Raw genomic sequence first — 21,180 nt, forward strand, 5'->3', positions numbered from 1 at the left:
ATCCATCCCCGGAATATCTGGCATTCCCTCTTTGGCGACCGCTGCCAGTTCGGTTTCATTCACTTGGGTGGCTTTTTCGATGGCCTTATTGAGGGTCAGGATCAGGTAATCTTCCAATTGTTCCTTATCCTCAAGCAAACTATCGTCAATTTTGATTTCCCTCACTTGTCGATTGGCGGTTATGGTAACTTTTACGAGACCTTCCGCTGAACTTTCATCCAACAGCACCGTATCCAGTCGCTTTTTGGTAGCAGCCACTTTTTCTTGGGTTTCCTTGAGTTTCCCCATCATCCCCATCATATCTCCGAACATAATCGTAGTTTTTAAAATTTATATGTCCAAATTTACTAAATTGTCAGCTGATAAATGCCATGCGTTTGTCGCAATGCGCCCTACGCCAAAAAGACTTTAATTGGGTACTTAGCGAATGGCGATTGGGAAAAGGCCGTTTTTCCCTCGAATGGAAAATCACATTGATACTTTCAAAGATGAACATATCATTTAAAAACAAAGCAATCTTTGCGCTATGCCTTACATTTGCGCTCTCAAGTCATAGCCAAGAAAAAAATATGGATGAAATTACCGCTCCAGTGGCCAAAAAAATCCCCGAAAAACTAGAAAAGCACGGCGATGTCAGGGTCGATGATTATTATTGGATGAAGGATAGTGAAAACCCCGAGGTCATCTCCCATCTGGAAGCGGAAAATGGGTACTACGCTTCTTTGACCGCGCATACCAAGACTTTTCAAGATTCCCTTTTTACCGAAATGAAATCCCGAATTAAGGAGGATGATGAGTCGGTGCCCTATAAACAGGCAGGCTACTGGTATATTTCCCGCTATGAGACGGGAAAGGAATATCCTATCTACTCCCGAAAAAAAGAAACTTTAGAAGCGAAAGAGAATATCATGTTCAACGGTAACGAAATGGCAGAGGGGCACGACTATTTCGATATTGGCGGCATCGCTGTGAGTCCTGATAATACGCTGGCCGCTTTTGGGGTGGATACGATTTCCAGAAGGCAGTACCACATCCAAATAAAAAATTTACGGACTGGGGAAATTTACGACGATAAGATAGAGAATACGACCGGCGGATCGGTCTGGTCGGACGATAACAAAACCTTGTTCTATAGCAAAAAGGACCCGATAACCCTGCGTTCGGATAAAATCTACAAGCACAAATTGGGCACTTCTTCTGAAGATGACCAGCTCGTTTTTCACGAAAAGGACGATACCTTCAGTACGTTCGTATACAAAACCAAATCTAAAAAATATATCATAATCGGTTCGGCCAGTACCTTGACCTCTGAATTCCAAGTTCTACGTGCCGATCAACCCGATGGGGCGTTCAAAATGTTCTCCCCCAGAAAAAGGGGCCTCGAATATAGCATATCACATTACGGTGACCATTTTTATGTACTTACCAACAAGGACGGCGCAACCAATTTTAAATTGATGAAAGTAGGGGAGGAAAATACGGCTTCGGAGAACTGGTCGGCATTTATTCCGCATAGAAAGGATGTGCTTTTGGAGGATATCGAAATCTTCAAGGACTACTACGTTCTTTCGGAGCGTGAAAACGGACTCAACAAAATCAAGATCGTTCGTTGGGACGGTTCTGATAGCTACTATCTGCCCTTTGACAGCGAGACGTATACTGCAGGAGTCAGCCAAAATCCGGATATCGATACCGAGATCCTGCGTTATGGGTATAATTCAATGGCTACCCCGATTACGGTCGTTGATTTCAACATGCGTACGCAAGAAAAGGAAATTAAAAAAGAACAGGAAGTACTTGGGGGCAAATTTGACAAGAACAAGTATGAGGAGAAGCGCATTTGGGCCACGGCTCGGGATGGCGTGAAAATCCCCATGTCCATCGTATACCATAAGGACACAAAATTCAGTAAGGACACCCCGGTCCTGCAATATGCCTACGGATCTTATGGTGCGACCATTGATCCCTATTTTTCCACGGTCCGTTTGAGCCTTTTGGATAGGGGCTTTATCTATGTCCTCGCCCACATTCGCGGGGGGCAGTATCTGGGTAGGCCTTGGTACGAAGACGGGAAATTAATGAAAAAGAAGAATACGTTTACCGATTTTGTAGATTGCTCCAAATATTTGATTTCCGAAGGCTATACCAGTGGCGATCATTTGTATGCTATGGGCGGTTCTGCGGGTGGACTTTTGATGGGTGTGATCCTGAACATGGCGCCTGAGCTTTACAACGGTGTTATTGCCGCGGTACCTTTCGTAGATGTCATTACCACAATGCTCGATGATTCGATCCCCCTGACTACCGGGGAGTACGATGAATGGGGCAACCCCAATGAAAAAGAATTCTATGACTATATGAAGTCCTATTCGCCCTATGATCAGGTCAAGGCACAGGCCTATCCCAATATGTTGGTGACTACGGGGCTGCACGATTCACAAGTCCAGTATTTCGAGCCGGCCAAATGGGTGGCCAAACTGCGGGATGTCAAGACCGATAGCAACCAGCTGCTTTTTGATATCAATATGGATGCCGGTCATGGTGGGGCTTCCGGGCGTTTTGAGGCCTTGAAGGAAGTAGCTAAGGAATATACTTTTTTGTTGGATTTGGAGGGGAAGATGTAATGCTTCGCTTTGCTTATGGCGCTACACGTCCCGACGTTTATTAAGTTAGGTATAAGACAAAAAGTGATGGGCGCGTAGCAATTAACGTCCTTTTTCCCGTTTCAAAAGCAAGCTTTCCAAAATAATTAGTAATTTTGTATTAAGAATTGGTTAATTCCCTCGCTTTTTTAGGGGATTCCAAAACCAGACATTCTGTATGGCACATAAGATAAAGGCTTATAACAACATCCTAGAGCTTATAGGAAATACGCCCCTCGTCAAACTCAATAAAATCACCAAAGGCTTTACCGGCAATTTTTTTGCCAAGGTCGAGGCCTTTAATCCCGGTCATTCTTCGAAAGACCGCATCGCGTTGTATATTATAGAAGCGGCGGAGCGCAAGGGAATCTTGACCGAAGGCAGTACCATTATAGAGACCACTTCCGGCAATACCGGTTTCAGTATCGCCATGGTCAGTATCATCAAGGGCTATGACTGTATTCTGGCCGTAAGCTCAAAATCCTCCAAGGATAAAATAGACATGTTACGCTCGATGGGCGCTACAGTCTATGTTTGTCCCGCTCACGTTAGCGCCGATGATCCAAGGTCCTACTATGAGGTGGCAAAAAGGCTGCACGAAGAGACTCAGGGGTCGATCTATATCAACCAATATTTCAACGAATTGAATATTGAGGCCCATTATGTCAGTACCGGCCCGGAAATATGGGATCAAACCAATGGCCATATCACCCATCTGGTAGCCTGCAGCGGTACGGGAGGAACGATTTCCGGAACGGCCAAATACTTGAAAGAACAAAACCCGGATGTTAAGGTTATCGGTGTGGATGCCTATGGATCGGTCCTGAAAAAATATCACGAAACAAGAAAGTTCGATTCTAAAGAAATTTATCCTTATCGGATTGAGGGGTTGGGTAAAAACTTGATTCCCGGGGCGACGGACTTCGATCTTATCGATGAGTTTATCAAGGTGACGGATTCCGAAAGTGCCCATACCGCCCGTGAAATTGCGCACACTGAGGGAATCTTTGCGGGCTATACCAGTGGTGCCGTCATACAGGCTATAAAACAACTGAACGAACGCGGCGAATTTGGCGCGGACGATAATGTGGTGGTCATCTTCCCCGATCACGGTTCCCGTTACATGAGCAAGATTTATAGCGATCAATGGATGGAAGATCAAGGCTTTCTCGATATCGAGGCCGTGGAGGAGATTCAGGAGATACAGTATATTAAGGAATAATTCCCTAAAATCAAGAAATTAAAAAAGCGACGGTTATCAACACCGTTGCTTTTTTTTGGGGATAAATATTCCTTAAATATTCCCTATAAACCCTTACTTTTGCAATCGAATCCTAAGAGAAAATCAATGCAAGATCTATTCGACAGAATACTGGAAAATAAAGGACCCTTGGGCAAATGGGCATCGCAGGCGGAAGGCTATTTTGTTTTTCCCAAACTTGAAGGCCCGATTTCGAACAGAATGAAATTCCAAGGCAAGGAAGTGATTACCTGGAGTATCAACGATTATCTAGGTCTGGCGAATTTGCCCGAAATTAAAAAAATAGATGGAGAGGTAGCGGCGGAATACGGTTCTGCTTATCCCATGGGGGCGCGTATGATGAGCGGCCATACGGAATTTCACGAACAGTTGGAACAGGAGTTGGCCGATTTTGTGCAAAAGGAATCCTCTTACTTACTGAATTTTGGATATCAAGGGATGGTTTCCGCCATCGACGCCTTGGTTTCCAAGGATGATATTATAGTCTATGACGTAGACTCGCACGCTTGTATTATTGACGGTGTCCGCCTTCATATGGGCAAACGTTTTACGTTCATGCATAACGATATCGACAGTCTCGAGAAAAACTTGGAGCGTGCTACAAAAATGGCCGAGCAGACCGGTGGAGGTATTCTCGTAATTTCCGAAGGCGTCTTTGGAATGCGTGGGGAGCAAGGCAAATTGAAGGAAATTATTGCGCTTAAGAAAAAATATTCTTTCCGCCTCTTTGTAGACGATGCCCACGGTTTCGGCACTTTGGGAAAAACAGGTGCCGGAGCAGGCGAGGAGCAAGGTGTTCAGGACGGTATCGATGTCTACTTCGCCACTTTCGCAAAATCCATGGCCGGTATCGGGGCCTTTTTGGCCGCGGACAAACAGATTATCGATTACCTGAAATATAACCTGCGTTCGCAGATGTTCGCCAAATCCCTGCCCATGATTTATGTTAAGGGCGCGCTCAAGCGTTTGGATATGCTGCGTACCCAACCCGAGCTAAAAGCTAAACTTTGGGAGAATGTCGACGCACTTCAAAACGGACTCAAGGATAAAGGCTTTAATATTGGCGGCACCAACTCTTGTGTCACTCCCGTTTACCTGAACGGTAGCATCCCCGAAGCGATGGCCTTGGTAAAAGACTTGCGTGAGAACCATGGAATATTCTGTTCCATAGTTGTTTACCCGGTAATACCAAAAGGCTTGATTTTGCTTCGAATGATTCCCACTGCGACGCATACCCTGCAAGATATCCAAGAGACTTTAGTGGCTTTCTCCGCGATTCGCGACCGCTTGGAAAATGGTACCTACAAGAAGTTGTCTGCCGCAGTTGCCGCTGCGATGGGAGAGTGAGACAAAATCTGCGATCTTGAATTTACCGCATAGCCATGTAAGTTCAGGGCAATCAAGAAACTTCCATGCGGTAGGTACACCTCCTCTTATGGACTGTCGGCTGCACATGCTTCCAAATCTGCCGTGCTGCAATATTGTCGCTTAGCTCCGGTGTCCGTACACCTGTCGTAACTCCCCTTTTGTTGAAAGTTTTGTAATACTGATTAAATATAATAGCAGTCACGCCCTTGTTCTGATAATCGGGATGCACACCGATCAGATAAAAAATCGCACGGTCACAGTTTTTCCGGGCCTTCAGCAAATGATACCATCCGAACGGAAAAAAATTTCCTTTGGCCTTTTGAAGGGCTTCCGCAAAAGACGGCAAGACTACGGCGAAGGCAACGAGCCTATCATTTTTATCCACCACGAACTTGATGAATTCAGGATCTACGAAGCTCATAAAGCGGTTTTTGATGTACTCCCGCTGTTCGCTCGAAATCGGGGCGTACGAGGCCAACCCACTATAGGTAAGGTCGAGTAGGTCGAACATGGGGTCAACATACTGCAAAAGTTCTTTCTTGTTTTGCACATTGACCTCCCGTAGCGAATACCTTTTTTTGACCATTTCGTTAATACGGACAAAAAACGAGGGATCCGCGTTTGCCGTAGGCATGCTATTTTCAACATACACCTTTTCTACTTTAAGTCCCAATTGCTCGTAATGCGATTGGTAATACGAATGGTTGTACCAAGTAACCATTGTACCGAGGCTGTCGAAGCCTTCGGTCAGTACACCTACTTTGTCAAGATTCGAAAAGCCTATCGGACCTTCGACGTGATCCATCTTCTCGGTTTTGGCGAGTTCGGTTACCTTATCTATTAGGACTTTAGAAACCTCGAAATCATCGATAAAATCGCACCAGCCGAAGCGCATTTTTTTAATCTTTTGTTGTTCGACCTCCAGCGTGTTGATAATGGCCGCCACCCGTCCTACGATCTTATTGCTTTTATAAGCGAGGAAGAGCCACATACGGGCGGTTTTGAAAGCGGGATTTTTCTCTTTATCAAAAGTATCCATCTCATCGCCAATCAGCGGCGGTACCCAATAGGGTGAGCCTTTGTAGAGGGTAAAGGGAAACTTTACAAACTGTTTTATTTCAGTTTTTGATGTGGCTTCCTTTAGAGTAATCATGTAGTGCATTTTGTGTACTCAATATTAGGAATTATTGCGGAGGGAAGGAAAACAAATGGATAAATAATCAAACCGAATAGTACATGATTTGCGTTTTGGTGATTGAATTTGCGTTTTGGTGATTGAATTTGCGTTTTGGTGATTGATTTTCAAATTTCAAAACTCTATCTCCCCATTATCGTCATCCCGCTTATTTTTACTCTTATTTTTCTCGGCCTTCCTCATTTTTTTCAATTGCTTGTTCGAAGGCCCCAAATCGATGTCTTCGGCACCCGCGCCACCTTCATTATTCCCTTTGTTCTTCTTCATAGCGTTTTTCTTGATCGCCCCACCATTGCCGTCCGCGTCTTGATCGTCGATAGCTATGGCTTTGTCGGTGTGCAGGTCGAAGCGGTACGAGGCACCCATGGTCACGAAGATTCGGGATGGTGTGTTCTTAAAACTGGCGCCTAGGTTGAAATCGACCTGAAGGTCTTCGGTCAATAAATGGGCCACACCGCCACGGAGCAGGATGTCGGAATATCGGTCGCTCTGAATACCTTGATTTTCCAAGAATGCACTCCATTTCGGGTTCCGAAAGGCGTGGGATAGCGATACCAAATAGCTCAATTCGGGAAAATCGGTGCTGATCCGGTCGTAAGCGATGTTGGTTATCAGAACGAACCTCGGCGTAAGTTTGCTTTGCGTCGCCACCATGCCGCGATAGGAAACACTCGGGTCGCCCACATAAAATGGATTCTCTCCCAAATTAAAAGTAGCCCCACCATAAACAGAAACGGAGGGAATCAGATTCTTCCATTGAAAAACATTGTTTGCCCGCCAGCTGTAAAGATTCGCCTTATTGCGCTCTTCGGATTTGTACCGGTCGTAAATTAAATATTTCAGGCCCAGCCGATTCCGGGAAAAATCCGTAAGATTTTCGGAGGTTCCAAAGTTGGTAAAAGTGATATTTTGGTTTTGATAACTACCCTCATAGTTCAATTCCAGTTGTTCAAAAAGCAGTCCATAGCGTAATGAAATATCGGTGCCCCAGATGTTGCTCTCGGTGTTCAAAAGCGTGTGGTCGCTCTGTTCATAGAAGAGTCCCGCTTCCAATTGGATCACGTTCTTCCCCACGGCATAGGCACTGACCGATAGTCCGGGCCGGTTCGAATTGATGACGTCGGTGTACTGGGCGAGGGCGGTCAGGGGTAGGGTGAGCGTAATCAGGTATAGGAGATGTTTCATGCTGAAATTTGAAATCCTAGAGACGCAATGTATTGGTCTCTGCTGTGTTTTTAAATTTGTTTCAATCGATGTGCCTGAGTTAAATTCAGTTCTATTTTTTGCAATGAACAGGTGTATTTTTAAGGCATTGAGCCCCACAATGGGTCTTGGCGGTTTTCAAATCGTTCCATTGAAATTGCTGCCAATTGCGACTGCAAGTGCCTACAGGAAACCGGTTTTACCATTATTTTAGCTTTTGAATCCTAACAATACAACGTTAGATTTGTATTTTTGATATATCAATAAGCGACTATTATGGTATTTTTAAAGACAATTCTTGTAATCCTACTGATTTACTACGGATTGAAGATATTGGTAAAAATGTTCGCTCCCAAGATTTTTGGGTACGCCGCCAAAAAGACGGAGGAACATTTTAAGGAAAAATTCGGGGAATTTGTCCAGCAAAATCCGCGCAATGAAGAGCGCGTCGGCGATGTTATTATCGACAAGAAACCTTCGGCTAACAAAACGTCAAAGAACAATACTTCCGAAAAGGTCGGGGACTACATCGACTTTGAGGAAATTGATTAGTTTTGCCTTTAGAACCCGCTAATTATATTTATGCAAAAGGGATTAAAGGCTTTTTTCATTCATTTTTTCGTTATTGTTTTCTTCGTCATTGCCGCTTTGGCCTATTTTTACCCGGTACTTCAGGGTAAAGTCATTAAGCAATCCGATATCGAGCAGTTTACCGGGATGGCCAAAGAACAGGTTGATTTCAGAAAAAAAACCGGCGATGAACCCTATTGGACGAACTCCGCCTTCGGGGGCATGCCGACCTACCAATTGGGCGCGTACTACCCCCATGATTATGTAAAGAAACTGGACCTCTTTATCAGGTTTTTACCGCGTCCGGCGGATTATCTTTTTCTTTATTTTATAGGATTTTACATTCTCCTCTGCTGTATGAAGGTCGATTTTCGATTGGCCATACTGGGGGCATTGGCCTTCGGTTTTTCCACCTACCTCATTATTATTTTAGGCGTTGGCCATAATGCGAAAGCGCACGCCTTGGCCTATTTGCCGGTGCTTTTGGGAGGTATCATTCTGGTATTCCGGAAAAAGTATGTATGGGGATTTTTATTGACCGCCATCGCCATGGCTCTGGAAATCAGGGCCAACCATTATCAGATGACCTATTATTTTATGTTGCTGGTTCTTGTCTTGGGCGTGGCCTATCTGGTAGATGCCGTTCGTAGAAAAACTTTAAAAGAATATTTCACTGCGGTGGGATTACTTCTTGTTGCCGTGGGATTGGGTATCGCCGCCAACACGACCAGTCTAATGGCTACCAAGGAATATGCGGATTGGAGTACCCGCGGAAAATCGGACCTCACCATAAATCCGGATGGCTCGACGAAGGAAAATACCGGCGGTCTCGAAAAAGGATACATTACCCAGTGGAGCTACGGCATCGTGGAATCGCTGAACTTGTTTGTGCCGCGTCTTTTCGGTGGATCGAGTAGGGAAGACCTTGGAGAGAACTCCAAAAGCTATGATTTCTTGATCGATCAAGGTATTTCCCGCAGTCAGGCGCTGAGCTTTTCCAGTGGGTTGCCCTTATATTGGGCTGACCAACCGAGTACATCCGGACCGGCATATATCGGGGCCATTATCTTTTTCCTTTTTATCTTAGGTCTGATTATGGTAAAGGGAAGAGCGAAATGGTGGCTTCTGGGGGGTACCCTGTTATCCCTTTTTCTTTCCTGGGGAAAGAATTTCAGTGCTTTGACCGATTTTATGATCGATTACTTCCCGCTGTACGATAAATTTCGGGCGGTCTCTTCGGCCCAGGTGCTTTTAGAACTTTGTGTTCCCATTCTGGCTATTTTGGCACTTCGGGAAATTTTTAGCACGCCCGTAGAAAAAAAGCAGAAAATAAAATCTTTGAAAATTTCCTTTTTTATTGTCCTAGGATTGGGCGTCTGCCTATTCCTGTTCAAAGGAATGTTCAGTTTCGAAGGCCCGAACGATGCCTTCCTGAAAAAGAATTACGGCGATGAACTGGTATCCCTTATACAAGCGGATAGAAAAGCGGTGTACAATAGCGATCTTTTTCGCTCTTTGATTTATGTTTTATTAGCCGCTATTGCCCTTTGGTTTTTTATAAAGGATAAATTAAATTCCAATTTGGCCATTGTCGCCCTAGGGTTGCTGATTGTTGCCGATTTGGTGGGAGTGGATAAACGATATGTAGATAACGACGATTTTGTGGCCAAACGCAAGATGTTGCAGCCTTTTCCCGAAACCCCTTTGGACAAACAGATCAATAAGGACAAAGGCATTTTTAGGGTCTACGATCCATCAGAAGGACTAAATGGTGCGCGCGTGTCGTACTACCACCAATCCATCGGTGGTTACCATGCGGCAAAACCGGGACGCTTGGAAGACCTGTTCAGTTTCCACATCTACAAGGGCAACATGGGCGTACTCAACATGCTCAATGTCAAATATGTCGTGCAACAGGATGAAAAAGGGCAACCCTATCCCGCAGTAAATCCCGAGGCGAACGGCAATGCCTGGTTCGTTGAAAAACTGATCAAGGTCGAAAATGCGGATGCCGAAATACAGGCCTTGGATACCTTGAAAACGAAAATCGTAGCGGTGGCCACTGCAGAAATGCCTAAAGAGGTTTCCGGTTCCAATTTTAAAGTAGACTCCCTGAGCACCATTTTATTGACCGATTATGCCCCCAATCATTTGACCTATAACTCCAAAAATGAGTACAACGGAGTGGCCGTATTTTCGGAAATGTACTATGCCCAAGGATGGAACGCCTATATCGACGGGAAACCGGCAGCCCATTTTCGAGTCAATTACACCTTGCGCGCCCTAGAAATACCCGCGGGTCAACACACCATAGAATTCAAATTCGAACCCCAGGTAATCAAAACCGGAAGCCAGATTGCCTTGGCCAGTTCGATAGTATTTGGCTTGATTCTTTTGGGGGGAATCGGATTTACGTTTTACCGGTCGCGCAAGGATGAAAACGCTTAGCACGGCATAGTTTAAGGTTTGAACGTGCCAACGGCACATTTAAACCTTAAATTTTTCAATCGACAAAGTTCACTTTTGACATTTACCCGGTTATCAACATCATATTTTCATGGAAAGAGTCTTGATTATCACGTATTACTGGCCGCCCGCGGGCGGGCCCGGCGTACAGCGGTGGTTAAAGTTCGTGAAATATTTACGGGATTTCGAGATAGAACCTGTGGTCTACGTTCCGGAAAATCCCCATTATCCCATAGAGGATGCCTCTTTGGAAAAGGAAATTCCAAATGACATTACCATCTACAAACAGCCCTTGTTCGAACCTTACGGTCTGGCCAAACTGCTATCCAATAAAAAAACAAAGCGTATCAGTTCGGGCATAATACAGGCCAAGAACCAATCCGTTTTGGAAAAGGCGATGCTGTTGGTGCGGGGCAACTTGTTTATTCCCGATGCCCGAAAATACTGGATAAAGCCCTCGGTGAAATTTTTATCCGAGGTACTGGATAAGGATGGAATCGATACGGTAATCACCACGGGACCGCCGCACAGCGTCCATTTGATTGGACAGCAATTAAAAGCGAAAAAAGGAATACGATGGTTGGCGGATTTCCGGGACCCTTGGACATCCATCGGATATCATAAAAAATTGAAACTAACCAAATCCTCCCAAAAAAAACATGAGGAATTGGAGCGTTCGGTCGTGAACCAGGCGGATCAGATCATCGTCACCAGCCCGGCGACCCAAAGGGAATTCCAACAAATTACGCAACAGCCTATCACCGTCATCACCAATGGCCATGATACCGATTACGAAGGTGGCGCCCATTTGGACAAGGACTTCACCATCTCCCATATCGGATCCCTATTAACGGACAGAAACCCAAAAAACTTGTGGAAAGTACTGTCCCAGATCGCCTCCGAGAACTCCGTCTTCCGCGCCGACCTGCAACTGGAATTCATGGGCGTCGTAAGTAAAGACGTGATGGACAGTCTGTACCGCTTCGAACTCGGCCCGTACGTCAAAATGCGCGGCTACGGGTCACATGCCGAGGCACAGCGCCGACAACAAACTTCACAAGTTTTATTACTGGTCGAAATAGACTCGGAAGAAACCAAAGGCATCATCCCAGGAAAGCTTTTTGAATACATGGCCGCCCAACGCCCGATTCTGGCACTTGGCCCCAAAGATTGGGAAGCCGGAAAAATCATTCAAAAAACCCGCTCCGGTGCCGTTTACGATTACGATTCCCACGACGGACTAAAAAAAACGGTTTTGGCCTGGTACGCCAGTTTCAAAAAACAAAATTTATCTGCAAAGGCAAAAAACATCGAGAAATACAGTCGCAGGACCCTTACCGAACAACTAGTTAAATTACTTTAATAGATGGGTGTAGTCCTTAAACAATCCTTGAACAACACCATGGTCACCTACCTCGGTTTTGGGGTGGGGGCGGTCAACGTACTTTTTCTTTATACCAACTTCATGTCCGATGAATATTACGGACTGGTCAACGTTGTACTTTCCGCAGCAATGGTGTTAATGCCCGTTTTGGCCTTCGGGGTCCCGAATAGTTTGATTAAATTTTATAGTAGTTTTAAAGACGAAAGAACAACGGACGGCTTTTTGACCCTGATGCTTTTCCTTCCCTTGATTCTGATTCTTCCTATTGCCGGTTTGACTTTTGTAGCCTATGAAGCCATAGGTAATTTTTTATCCAAAGAAAACCCCATCGTAAAGGAGTACATCTGGCCTATATTTTGGATCGGTATGGCGATGGCCTATTTCGAGGTCTTTTACGCCTGGGCAAGAGTGCGGATGCGGTCCGTTTTCGGTAATTTCATGAAAGAGGTCTTTTCAAGGCTCGGGGTCACCTTGTTATTGTTGTTCCTATATTTTGATTTGATAGCGGTAAAAGCGTTCATCCCCATTGCGGTCGGTATTTATCTGCTGCGCACCCTCATCATGGCCGTTTACGCTTTCGGTGTTCGCAGGCCCCGAATGGTCTTTACTTTTCCAAAAAATACATGGAAAATTCTGGTGTATTCCACTCTGATTATCTTGGGAGGTTCCGCCGCGATAGTCCTGCTGGAGATAGATAAGGTAATGATCAACCAATTCATCGAAATCGAGAACGTGGCCTATTACAGCGTAGCCGGTTTTATCGCCATGGTCATCGCCGTGCCCTCGCGGTCGATGCACCAGATTACCTATCCGTTGACGGCGGAGTTATTGAATAAAGGGGACAAACCGGCCCTAAAAGAACTTTACCAGCGCAGTTCACTGACCCTGTACATCGTATCCGGATTGCTGTTCATCCTTATTTTATTGAATTTGGATGACCTCTACAAAATGCTTCCAGAACCCTACCGCGACGGTTTTATCATCTTCGTTTGGTTGGGGTTGGCCAAAGTATATGATGCGCTTTTGGGAAACAATAATTCCATCCTCTATACCTCCGACTATTATCGGGCCATATTGTTCATGGGCGCACTTTTGGCGGTCTTGACAATCCTTTTCAACCTATGGCTCATCCCCAAATACGGACTCGACGGTGCCGCCATCGCCAGTTTCTCCGCTTTTTTTATCTACAATACCATCAAGTTGATCTATGTAAGATCCAAATTCGGTATCCATCCTTTTACCAACGAAACCTTGAAAATATCTGTATTGTTGATAGGCATCGGTGTTCTCTTTTATTTTTTGGATTTCCCTTTCCATCCTGTCCTAAATATTATACTGAAAGGTATTTTGATCAGTGCTTTGTATATCGGCGCCCTTTATCGTTTTAAGATTTCTGAGGATGTTTTTGGGGTGCTGACCAAAATCCTAAAAAAATAATTGATTCTGCGAATTTGTTTTACCTTGGTTCAATCACTATTTTTATTTGAATGATTTATCGTTCTAAGTTTAAGTATGGGAATGTCTTGGTAGATATGGATGCAGAGTCCAATAATTACATCGATTCAAAGATGGCTCAATACGGTTTTGACGAAGTAATTAATGCGCGGGAAAAATGAAAGATAGCTTTAAAAGGAACGTTTCTATCCACGGTTCACAAGATTTTTCGGATAATTTCGAGTTTAAGGATCCCGTTAACCACGCCGCCGGTATGTTGGGGATAAAGGAAGCCCTCAAACACGGCTTTAAGGAAATGGGTATCGTGCGATCTATGCGGGCGCTGCTCGATATGAACCAAGAAAGCGGCTTCGATTGCCCGAGCTGCGCGTGGCCCAACCCGGAAAATCCGTCTCCCGTTGCCGAATATTGTGAAAACGGGGCGAAAGCCTTGGCCGATGAGGCTACCACCGAGCATATCGGGACCTCGTTTTTTGCCGAAAACTCCGTCGAAGCATTGTCCAGGCTCACCGACTACCAGCTCAACAAATTCGGACGGCTTACGGAGCCTTTGGTGTTAAGGCCCGGAAGCATTCACTACGAACCGATTTCGTGGAAGGATGCCTACGGACTGATATCCAAAGAACTACATAAACTGGATTCCCCCAATGAGGCCATCTTTTATACCTCCGGACGTTCTAGCAACGAGGCGGCCTATCTCTATGGTATGTTCGCCAGGGCCTTCGGTACGAACAATATGCCCGACTGTTCGAACATGTGCCACGAGTCCAGCGGGATAGCTCTGAGCGAGACCCTAGGTATCGGAAAGGGATCGATCAAATTGGAAGACCTCTACGAAGCGGAAGTCGTAATAGTAGCGGGACAAAATCCCGGTACGAACCATCCGCGGATGCTCTCCGCCCTCGAAAAGTGCAAGAAGAACGGTGGAAAGGTCATCAGTATCAATCCCTTGGAGGAAACGGGGCTCGTAAACTTCAGAAATCCCCAAAATATAAAGGGATGGATAGGTGGAGGAGAGGATATGGCGGATATCCATCTTCAGGTACGTATTAATCAGGATATCCCCCTGATCAAGCTTCTGATCAAAAAACTGGCGGCCATGGATACCGCGGAGAGGGATGTTTTCGATCATGAGTTTTTACGGGAATATGTGTCCGGTTACGAAAGTTTGATGATCGATATTGAAAACTATGATGAAAACGAGCTTTTACAACAGTGCGGCGTAGAAGAGGGAAAAATCGAGAACACCGCACTCCTACTTGCCAAAAAATCAAAGATCGTTGTCTGTTGGGCAATGGGACTGACCCAACATAAAAATGGCGTCGCCAATATTCAGGAGTATGTCAATTTGCTCTTATTGAAGGGATCTATCGGAAAACCCGGTGCCGGTACCTGTCCCGTTCGCGGCCATAGCAACGTGCAGGGCGATCGCAGTGTAGGCATCCAGCATTTTGTCGATGAGGCCATGAACCAGCGTATTGAAAAATATTTGGGCTTCGTGCCCCCGGACATGGAAGGAGTCGATACCGTCGGTGCCATGAAGGCCATGCACGATGGAAAGGGCAAGGTCTTTATCTGTCTGGGCGGTAATTTTCTGATGGCCGCTTCCGACACCGAATATACCGCAAAGGCCTTGCAAAACTGCGATTTGACCGTGCAGATCAGTACCAAGCTTAACCGTACGCATCTCGTGACCGGCAAAACCGCATTGATATTGCCCACCTACGGCCGCTCGGAAAAGGATATGAAAAACGGCGGCCTTCGCTATCTCACCATGGAAGATAGCATGGGCCGTGTTCGCCAATCCCGGGGACTACTAAAACCGGCCTCCGAAAACATCAACAGCGAACCCGAACTGATCGCCGAACTGGCGGATACCTATTTTCAAGGAAAACACTCCGTACCCTGGAAAGCTATGGGCGAAGACTATACCTTGATCCGGGAAAGTATCGACAAGGTGGCCAAAGGCTTTGAGAATACGGCGGAACGTTCAAAAGGTATCGGTTACTATTTGCCCAATAACGTCCGTAATCTTGATTTCAACATGCTGCCCGATGGAAAGGCGCAGTTGACGCTAAATGCACTGCCCGACCACAGTCTGGCCGATGATGAATTTATGCTGATGACCATCCGTTCCCACGACCAGTTCAATACCACGATTTATGGTCTTGATGACCGTTACCGAGGGGTCTATAATGAACGAAGGGTGCTGTTCATGAACCCGGAGGATATGGCGTCAAGAAACTTTACAAAAATGGATGTGGTCAACATCCACAGTAATTATGACGATACAATAAGAACGGCCATGCATTTTAAGGTAGTTCCCTACGCCATTCCGAGCGGGGATTTGGCGGCCTATTTTCCCGAAACAAATTTGCTCGTGCCCTATAATCACTATGCTGAAAAGAGCAAAACGCCTATTAGCAAGTCCATTAAGGTTACTTTGGAGAAGGTCGATTATCAAAAAACCCCCGCAGCGAATAAATCCGCTACGGGGGCAAACAACTAACCAACCTAAAAACGATTTTTAATATCTTCTGGCACTTCGTGCTGAAGATGTACTTGCTGACGTATTTCTGCTGCTTCCCGAAGACGCCCTGCTCGCCGTACTTCTTGACGAAGCGCCACTCCTTGTGGAAACGCTAGTTCTGCTCCTAGCCGGCATCTGGCTCACGCTTCTTGAAGAAGAACTTCTTGTCGCCGCGCTACTTTTGCTCCTAGAAGGTGCCTGGCTTACGCTTCTGGAGGAAGAAGTAGAACTCCTTGTCGCGGAACTACTTCTGCTTCTAGCCGGTGCCTGGCTCACGCTCCTCGATGAAGAACTTCTTGAGCCGATACTGTTTCCGCTTCTTGATGACGCTCGGCCCACCGACCGATCCGAAGTACTACGCTGTGGACTTTTAAACGTTTGGGTACTTCGGGTCATTGTGCGACTGCGTGGGGTTTCAGTAACCGTTCTTTGGGTGACAGAATTCCTGCTGGGTGTATGTGCGGCATCACTGCGATTGGCTACCGAGCGGTTGCTTCTTGAAGTAGTGGCACTTCTTTGGGCCACGCTTCGATTGCTGCGAACTGCATTGTCCCGCACCGCGACCCTTCGGTCGTTTCTATAAATCTGCGAACGCTCGCTGCGTACCGAGTTGTAGCGATGGGTGCGGCCTATCGTGGCGTATGCCCTTCGGGTATTATGGCGGTATGGGTTATAATAGGTATAACGTACCGGACTGTAATACCTTCGATAAGGTCGATTGTACACCAAACATAATCCTAAGGCCGGTCTGGCAAAAAAGGCATGGAAAGGTTGGTAAACGTAATGTCTGTTGTACACGTTAATATATCCGGTATGGTAATCATAGAATCCCCGACTGTTATAATAGACGTACATATCGCCCACACGGTTGACCCTATTCCGGTTATAGTTGATATCAACAGCACCGATTTGGGTGACACGACCGTAATGATCGTAATAAACAGGTACATCCTCGACCTGAATAACAGCACCATAATCGTCATATTGGGCATAGGGGCTGTAATCGTATCCGGAGTTGAATGTAACCCCATTCCTGCGTCCCGTAACATGATTGTCGATATAAAAATCAAATTCCCCATCCTTATATACCGAAAACGTAATGCCGGTCTCGACAAAAATAAAGGAGTCGTTGTAGCGAAAGGATTCGACGTCTGAAACCTTATCCTCGGAGTTAGCGGTAGCTGTGGCCATGGCACCTGAGGTACCTAAAATAAAGGCCGTTAAAAAAAGGACTACGTTTTTCATAGTATACCATTTTGGGCTTGCCAAGCGGCAGGCGGATTTCGAATGCAACTATTTACATTCGCCTTGTATAGTACAAACAACGTGCCAAAGAATATTTTTGATTTTAAGTTATTGATTTTAAGTTAGTTGTGTTTAAATGATCGAGGAGTAAGTGTGGCCTGTGGTGCGGGAATTAAAATTCGGCTACGGCATATTTTAGATCTCTGTGTCCCCAACTCATAACTTGGCTTTCAGATACCCCGCAGTAAAAGAATCCTTATTCTTTACAATTTCCTCGGGAGTGCCTTCCGCAAGTAACTGACCGCCATTCTCACCACCTTCGGGTCCTAAATCAATAATATAATCGGCGCATTTGATAAGCTCGATATTGTGCTCGATGACGATAACGGAATGACCTTTGGCAATCAACGCGTCAAAGGATTTGAGCAACTTTTTAATATCGTGAAAATGGAGCCCCGTGGTGGGTTCGTCGAAGATGAAAAGGGCTTTGTCCTTGGTTGTTGCCTTTACTAGAAACGAGGCCAGTTTGATCCGTTGCGCCTCACCACCGGATAGGGTAGAGGAGGACTGGCCCAATGTCACATAACCAAGGCCTACATCTTGCAGGGGTTTCAGCTTGCTAACGATTTTATCCTGTTTGTTCCGATCAAAAAAGGCGATGGCATCGTCGATGGTCATGCTGAGCACGTCGTCGATATTGGCATCCTCGAATTTAACTTCAAGCACTTCCTTTTTAAAACGCTTGCCCCCACAGGTATCACATTCGAGATGTACGTCCGCCATAAACTGCATCTCTACCGTGATTTCTCCCTCGCCCTTGCATTTTTCGCAACGGCCGCCATCTACGTTAAAGGAAAAGTGTTTGGCCTGATAGCCCCTTATTTTGCTCAGTTTCTGCACCGCAAAAAGATTCCGGATGTCATCGTAAGCCTTGATATACGTAACGGGGTTGGAGCGTGAAGACCGTCCGATAGGGTTTTGGTCAACGAATTCCACGTGTTTTATGGCCTTGTACTGACCTTCAAAGCTGGTAAATTGTCCGGCTTTATCGCCATAGCCACCAGTTTCCTTTACTATAATAGGATAGAGTATTTTTTTAACTAAGGTACTTTTGCCACTTCCGGATACGCCGGTAACTACGGTAAGCATATTCAGCGGAAAAGTCACGTCGATATTCTTTAGATTATGTTCCCGTGCTCCTTTGATGGTGATATAATTCTTTGAGATCCGTCTTTCTTTGGGCACTGCAATTTCTTGGGTACCGTTGAGATAGTCCGCTGTCAGCGAATTTGACTTCAAAATTTCGTTCAAGGGACCGTAAGCCACCACTTCACCGCCGTGGGTACCCGCCTCGGGACCGATATCGATGACCTCGTCAGCCGCCTTCATGATATCCTCGTCATGCTCGACCACGATTACGGTATTGCCCAGGTCGCGAAGGGATTTTAGGACATCGATCAGGTTTTCGGTATCCTTGGGATGCAGGCCGATGCTGGGCTCATCCAAAATATACATGCTTCCCACCAAACTACTTCCCAATGAAGTAGCCAGATTGATGCGCTGGCTTTCCCCGCCGGAAAGGCTGTTCGATTTGCGATTAAGGGTCAGGTATCCTAATCCTACTTTATCCAAAAAGCCCAAACGGGTATTGATTTCCTTCAGCAGGCGAGAGGCGATTTGCGTATCATGCCCACCCAAAGAAATTTCATCAAAGAAATCTATCAATCGCTTGATAGGCAGTTCTACCAGATCGGAAATGTGCTTGCCATCTACTTTTACATACTCCGTCTCTTTGCGTAGACGCTTCCCCTTGCATTGGCTACAACGGGTCTTGCCCCGGTAGCGGGAAATCATCACACGATTTTGGATTTTATAACTTTTTTCCTCTAAAGTCTCGAAAAACTTGTGCAGCCCTATAAAATGGTCGTTGCCGTCCCACACCAGTTGTTTTTGCTCTTCGGAGAGCTCGAACCAAGGTTTGTGAATGGGAAAATCGAATTTGTAGGCGGAATTCACCAGTTGGTCGCGGTACCAGCCCATACTCTCACCGCGCCAGGCAAAAATGGCATTGTCATAAACGGATAGGGCCGTATTCGGAATCACCAAATCCCCATCGATACCTATCACATCGCCATACCCCTCGCATTTGGGGCAGGCGCCATAGGGATTGTTAAAACTGAACAGGTGTACGTTCGGTTCCAAAAAGGTCATCCCGTCCAACTCGAAATTGTTGCTGAAATGCCTCCTGTTTTCGGTCGATAGTTCTTCGATGATCAATTCGCCTTTTCCCTCAAAAAAGGCGGTATCGACGGCATTGGCCAAGCGGTTGAGGAAATCCTCATCATCTTTGGTAATGATACGGTCCACTACCAAATCGAATTCCCTACCGATATCTTTGGGTGCGGCATCGATCCGAATGACTTCTTCCTTATATTTTATACGGGCGTATCCTTGTTTCGATAATAATTGCAGCGATTTTAAGGTGTCCCGTTTTTCATCGATTTTCATTGGGGCCAACAACAGTAGTTTCGTGCCCTCGTCAAAAGTTTTGATATGGTTGATGACATCGGTGACTGTATGTTTTTTGACCTCGTTTCCCGATATCGGGGAAAAAGTCTTACCTATACGGGCATAGAGCAACTTGAGATAGTCATAGATTTCGGTGGTCGTACCCACCGTAGAACGGGGGTTGGTTGAATTTACCTTTTGCTCGATGGCAATGGCCGGAGCTATTCCTTTTATATAGTCCACTTTGGGCTTATCGAGCTTCCCTAAAAACTGGCGAGCGTACGAAGAAAGGCTCTCCACGTAGCGTCGCTGTCCCTCTGCATAGAGCGTATCGAAGGCCAAACTGGATTTCCCCGATCCGGAAAGTCCCGTTATGACCACCAGTTTGTTCCTCGGAATAACCACATCGATATTCTTCAAATTGTGCAGTTTTGCCCCCTTTATAATTATATTTTCCTTGGGATTTACGTCTTGTAGTGCACGTGCGCCTTTGTTCATTTTGCAAAGATACAACTTGCACCTAGCTTAAGAAGTTCTTTTAAAGCGTAAAGCGATCAAAAAAGAACCATTTGGTAAATTTTAACGTATATCCATACAGCATATCCTGCTATCTAGAAATGATTTTTTCAGGTCGGTTATTTTTTTTCTATATTTGACCCCTAACAAAACGTTAATACCACTACCCGCCTATAGCATAAAATTACTTTTTAAAGATTCTAGTATTCTTTAGCAGGTTCTTTTCATTTTGAAAAGCACTTGGGTATAACCAAAAAAAGTAATTGTTATGGAGCCACAACTCGAAGATTCCCTTCTTATTCAACGCTATGTATCCGGTGACGAAAGAGCCCTGGAAGCCCTTATCGACAAACACAACCAACGTCTCAGCAGTTTTATCTATTCCAAGGTAGGCAACCGCAGTATTACAGAAGATATTTTTCAGGATACCTTTATAAAGGTCATCAAGACCCTACGAAGGGGTGCCTATAATGAAGAGGGTAAATTTCTGCCTTGGATAATGCGTATCGCCCACAACCTTATTATAGACCACTTTAGAAAAAGCAGTCGAATGCCGATGTTCGAAGGTGCGGACAGTTATAATATCTTTGCCCTGATGGGCGACGATAAGCTCGATGCCGAGCGGCAGATCATCAAAGACCAGATCGATTCCGATCTTGGGTTGTTGATAGAAGAACTCCCCCCTGATCAAAGGGAAGTACTGGTTATGCGTATCTACAGGGATATGAGTTTCAAGGAAATTTCCGAGAATACAGGTGTTAGCATCAATACCGCCCTAGGTCGCATGCGCTATGCCCTTATCAATTTGAGAAAGATCATCGAGGAGAACGATATAAT

Annotated in this window: 14 protein-coding genes; 9 read left to right on the forward strand and 5 right to left on the reverse strand. The window is 45.6% G+C overall.

Going from position 1 to position 21,180, the window contains the following annotated elements; all coding sequences use genetic code 11:
* The coding region (locus ACEW8S_RS02610) for a YbaB/EbfC family nucleoid-associated protein (RefSeq protein WP_373516628.1) at positions 1-312 on the reverse strand (312 nt) is incomplete at its 3' end.
* A 176-nt stretch (positions 313-488) separates the two neighbouring features.
* Here ACEW8S_RS02610 and ACEW8S_RS02615 point away from each other — a divergent pair.
* From ACEW8S_RS02615 to ACEW8S_RS02625, 3 genes are all read left to right on the forward strand, one after another.
* Positions 489-2,624, forward strand: a complete 2,136-nt coding sequence (locus ACEW8S_RS02615; protein ID WP_373516629.1) for a S9 family peptidase — start codon at positions 489-491, stop codon at positions 2,622-2,624.
* Between the two features lie 196 nt (positions 2,625-2,820).
* Positions 2,821-3,864: a PLP-dependent cysteine synthase family protein gene (locus ACEW8S_RS02620; protein ID WP_373516630.1), complete on the forward strand. Its 1,044-nt coding sequence runs from the start codon at positions 2,821-2,823 to the stop codon at positions 3,862-3,864.
* A 126-nt stretch (positions 3,865-3,990) separates the two neighbouring features.
* The gene (locus tag ACEW8S_RS02625; RefSeq protein ID WP_373516631.1) at positions 3,991-5,250 is read left to right on the forward strand and encodes an aminotransferase class I/II-fold pyridoxal phosphate-dependent enzyme; all 1,260 of its coding nucleotides are present in this window, start codon (positions 3,991-3,993) and stop codon (positions 5,248-5,250) included.
* Between the two features lie 52 nt (positions 5,251-5,302).
* On the opposite strand, the gene ACEW8S_RS02630 is transcribed toward ACEW8S_RS02625, so the two are convergent.
* On the reverse strand, positions 5,303-6,424 hold the full coding sequence (locus tag ACEW8S_RS02630) for a GTP cyclohydrolase (protein ID WP_373516632.1): 1,122 nt from the start codon (positions 6,422-6,424) through the stop codon (positions 5,303-5,305).
* Positions 6,425-6,580: 156 nt separating this feature from the next.
* Positions 6,581-7,651: a transporter gene (locus ACEW8S_RS02635; RefSeq protein ID WP_373516633.1), complete on the reverse strand. Its 1,071-nt coding sequence runs from the start codon at positions 7,649-7,651 to the stop codon at positions 6,581-6,583.
* 294 nt (positions 7,652-7,945) lie between these two features.
* Between ACEW8S_RS02635 and ACEW8S_RS02640 the strand changes: the two genes are divergently transcribed.
* From ACEW8S_RS02640 to ACEW8S_RS02660, 5 genes are all read left to right on the forward strand, one after another.
* Entirely contained in the window at positions 7,946-8,221 is a 276-nt protein-coding gene (locus tag ACEW8S_RS02640) for a DUF4834 family protein (protein ID WP_373516634.1), read from the forward strand.
* A gap of 30 nt (positions 8,222-8,251) precedes the next feature.
* Positions 8,252-10,687: a YfhO family protein gene (locus ACEW8S_RS02645; RefSeq protein ID WP_373516635.1), complete on the forward strand. Its 2,436-nt coding sequence runs from the start codon at positions 8,252-8,254 to the stop codon at positions 10,685-10,687.
* Positions 10,688-10,796: 109 nt separating this feature from the next.
* Positions 10,797-12,068, forward strand: coding sequence for a glycosyltransferase (locus ACEW8S_RS02650; protein ID WP_373516636.1), 1,272 nt, complete (start codon positions 10,797-10,799; stop codon positions 12,066-12,068).
* A gap of 3 nt (positions 12,069-12,071) precedes the next feature.
* Positions 12,072-13,526: a polysaccharide biosynthesis C-terminal domain-containing protein gene (locus tag ACEW8S_RS02655; protein ID WP_373516637.1), complete on the forward strand. Its 1,455-nt coding sequence runs from the start codon at positions 12,072-12,074 to the stop codon at positions 13,524-13,526.
* A gap of 175 nt (positions 13,527-13,701) precedes the next feature.
* On the forward strand, positions 13,702-16,053 hold the full coding sequence (locus tag ACEW8S_RS02660; protein WP_373516638.1) for an FdhF/YdeP family oxidoreductase: 2,352 nt from the start codon (positions 13,702-13,704) through the stop codon (positions 16,051-16,053).
* Between the two features lie 18 nt (positions 16,054-16,071).
* On the opposite strand, the gene ACEW8S_RS02665 is transcribed toward ACEW8S_RS02660, so the two are convergent.
* Both ACEW8S_RS02665 and uvrA read right to left on the reverse strand, forming a co-directional pair.
* Positions 16,072-17,319 (reverse strand): hypothetical protein, encoded by a 1,248-nt coding sequence (locus ACEW8S_RS02665; RefSeq protein WP_373516639.1) that lies wholly within the window; start codon positions 17,317-17,319, stop codon positions 16,072-16,074.
* Positions 17,320-17,535: 216 nt separating this feature from the next.
* Positions 17,536-20,325, reverse strand: a complete 2,790-nt coding sequence (gene uvrA, locus ACEW8S_RS02670; protein ID WP_373516640.1) for an excinuclease ABC subunit UvrA — start codon at positions 20,323-20,325, stop codon at positions 17,536-17,538.
* Positions 20,326-20,611: 286 nt separating this feature from the next.
* Between uvrA and ACEW8S_RS02675 the strand changes: the two genes are divergently transcribed.
* On the forward strand, positions 20,612-21,180 hold a 569-nt coding region (locus tag ACEW8S_RS02675), incomplete at its 3' end, for a sigma-70 family RNA polymerase sigma factor (RefSeq protein WP_373516641.1).

Source organism: Pricia sp. (assembly GCF_041745955.1).
Lineage (GTDB): Bacteria > Bacteroidota > Bacteroidia > Flavobacteriales > Flavobacteriaceae > Pricia.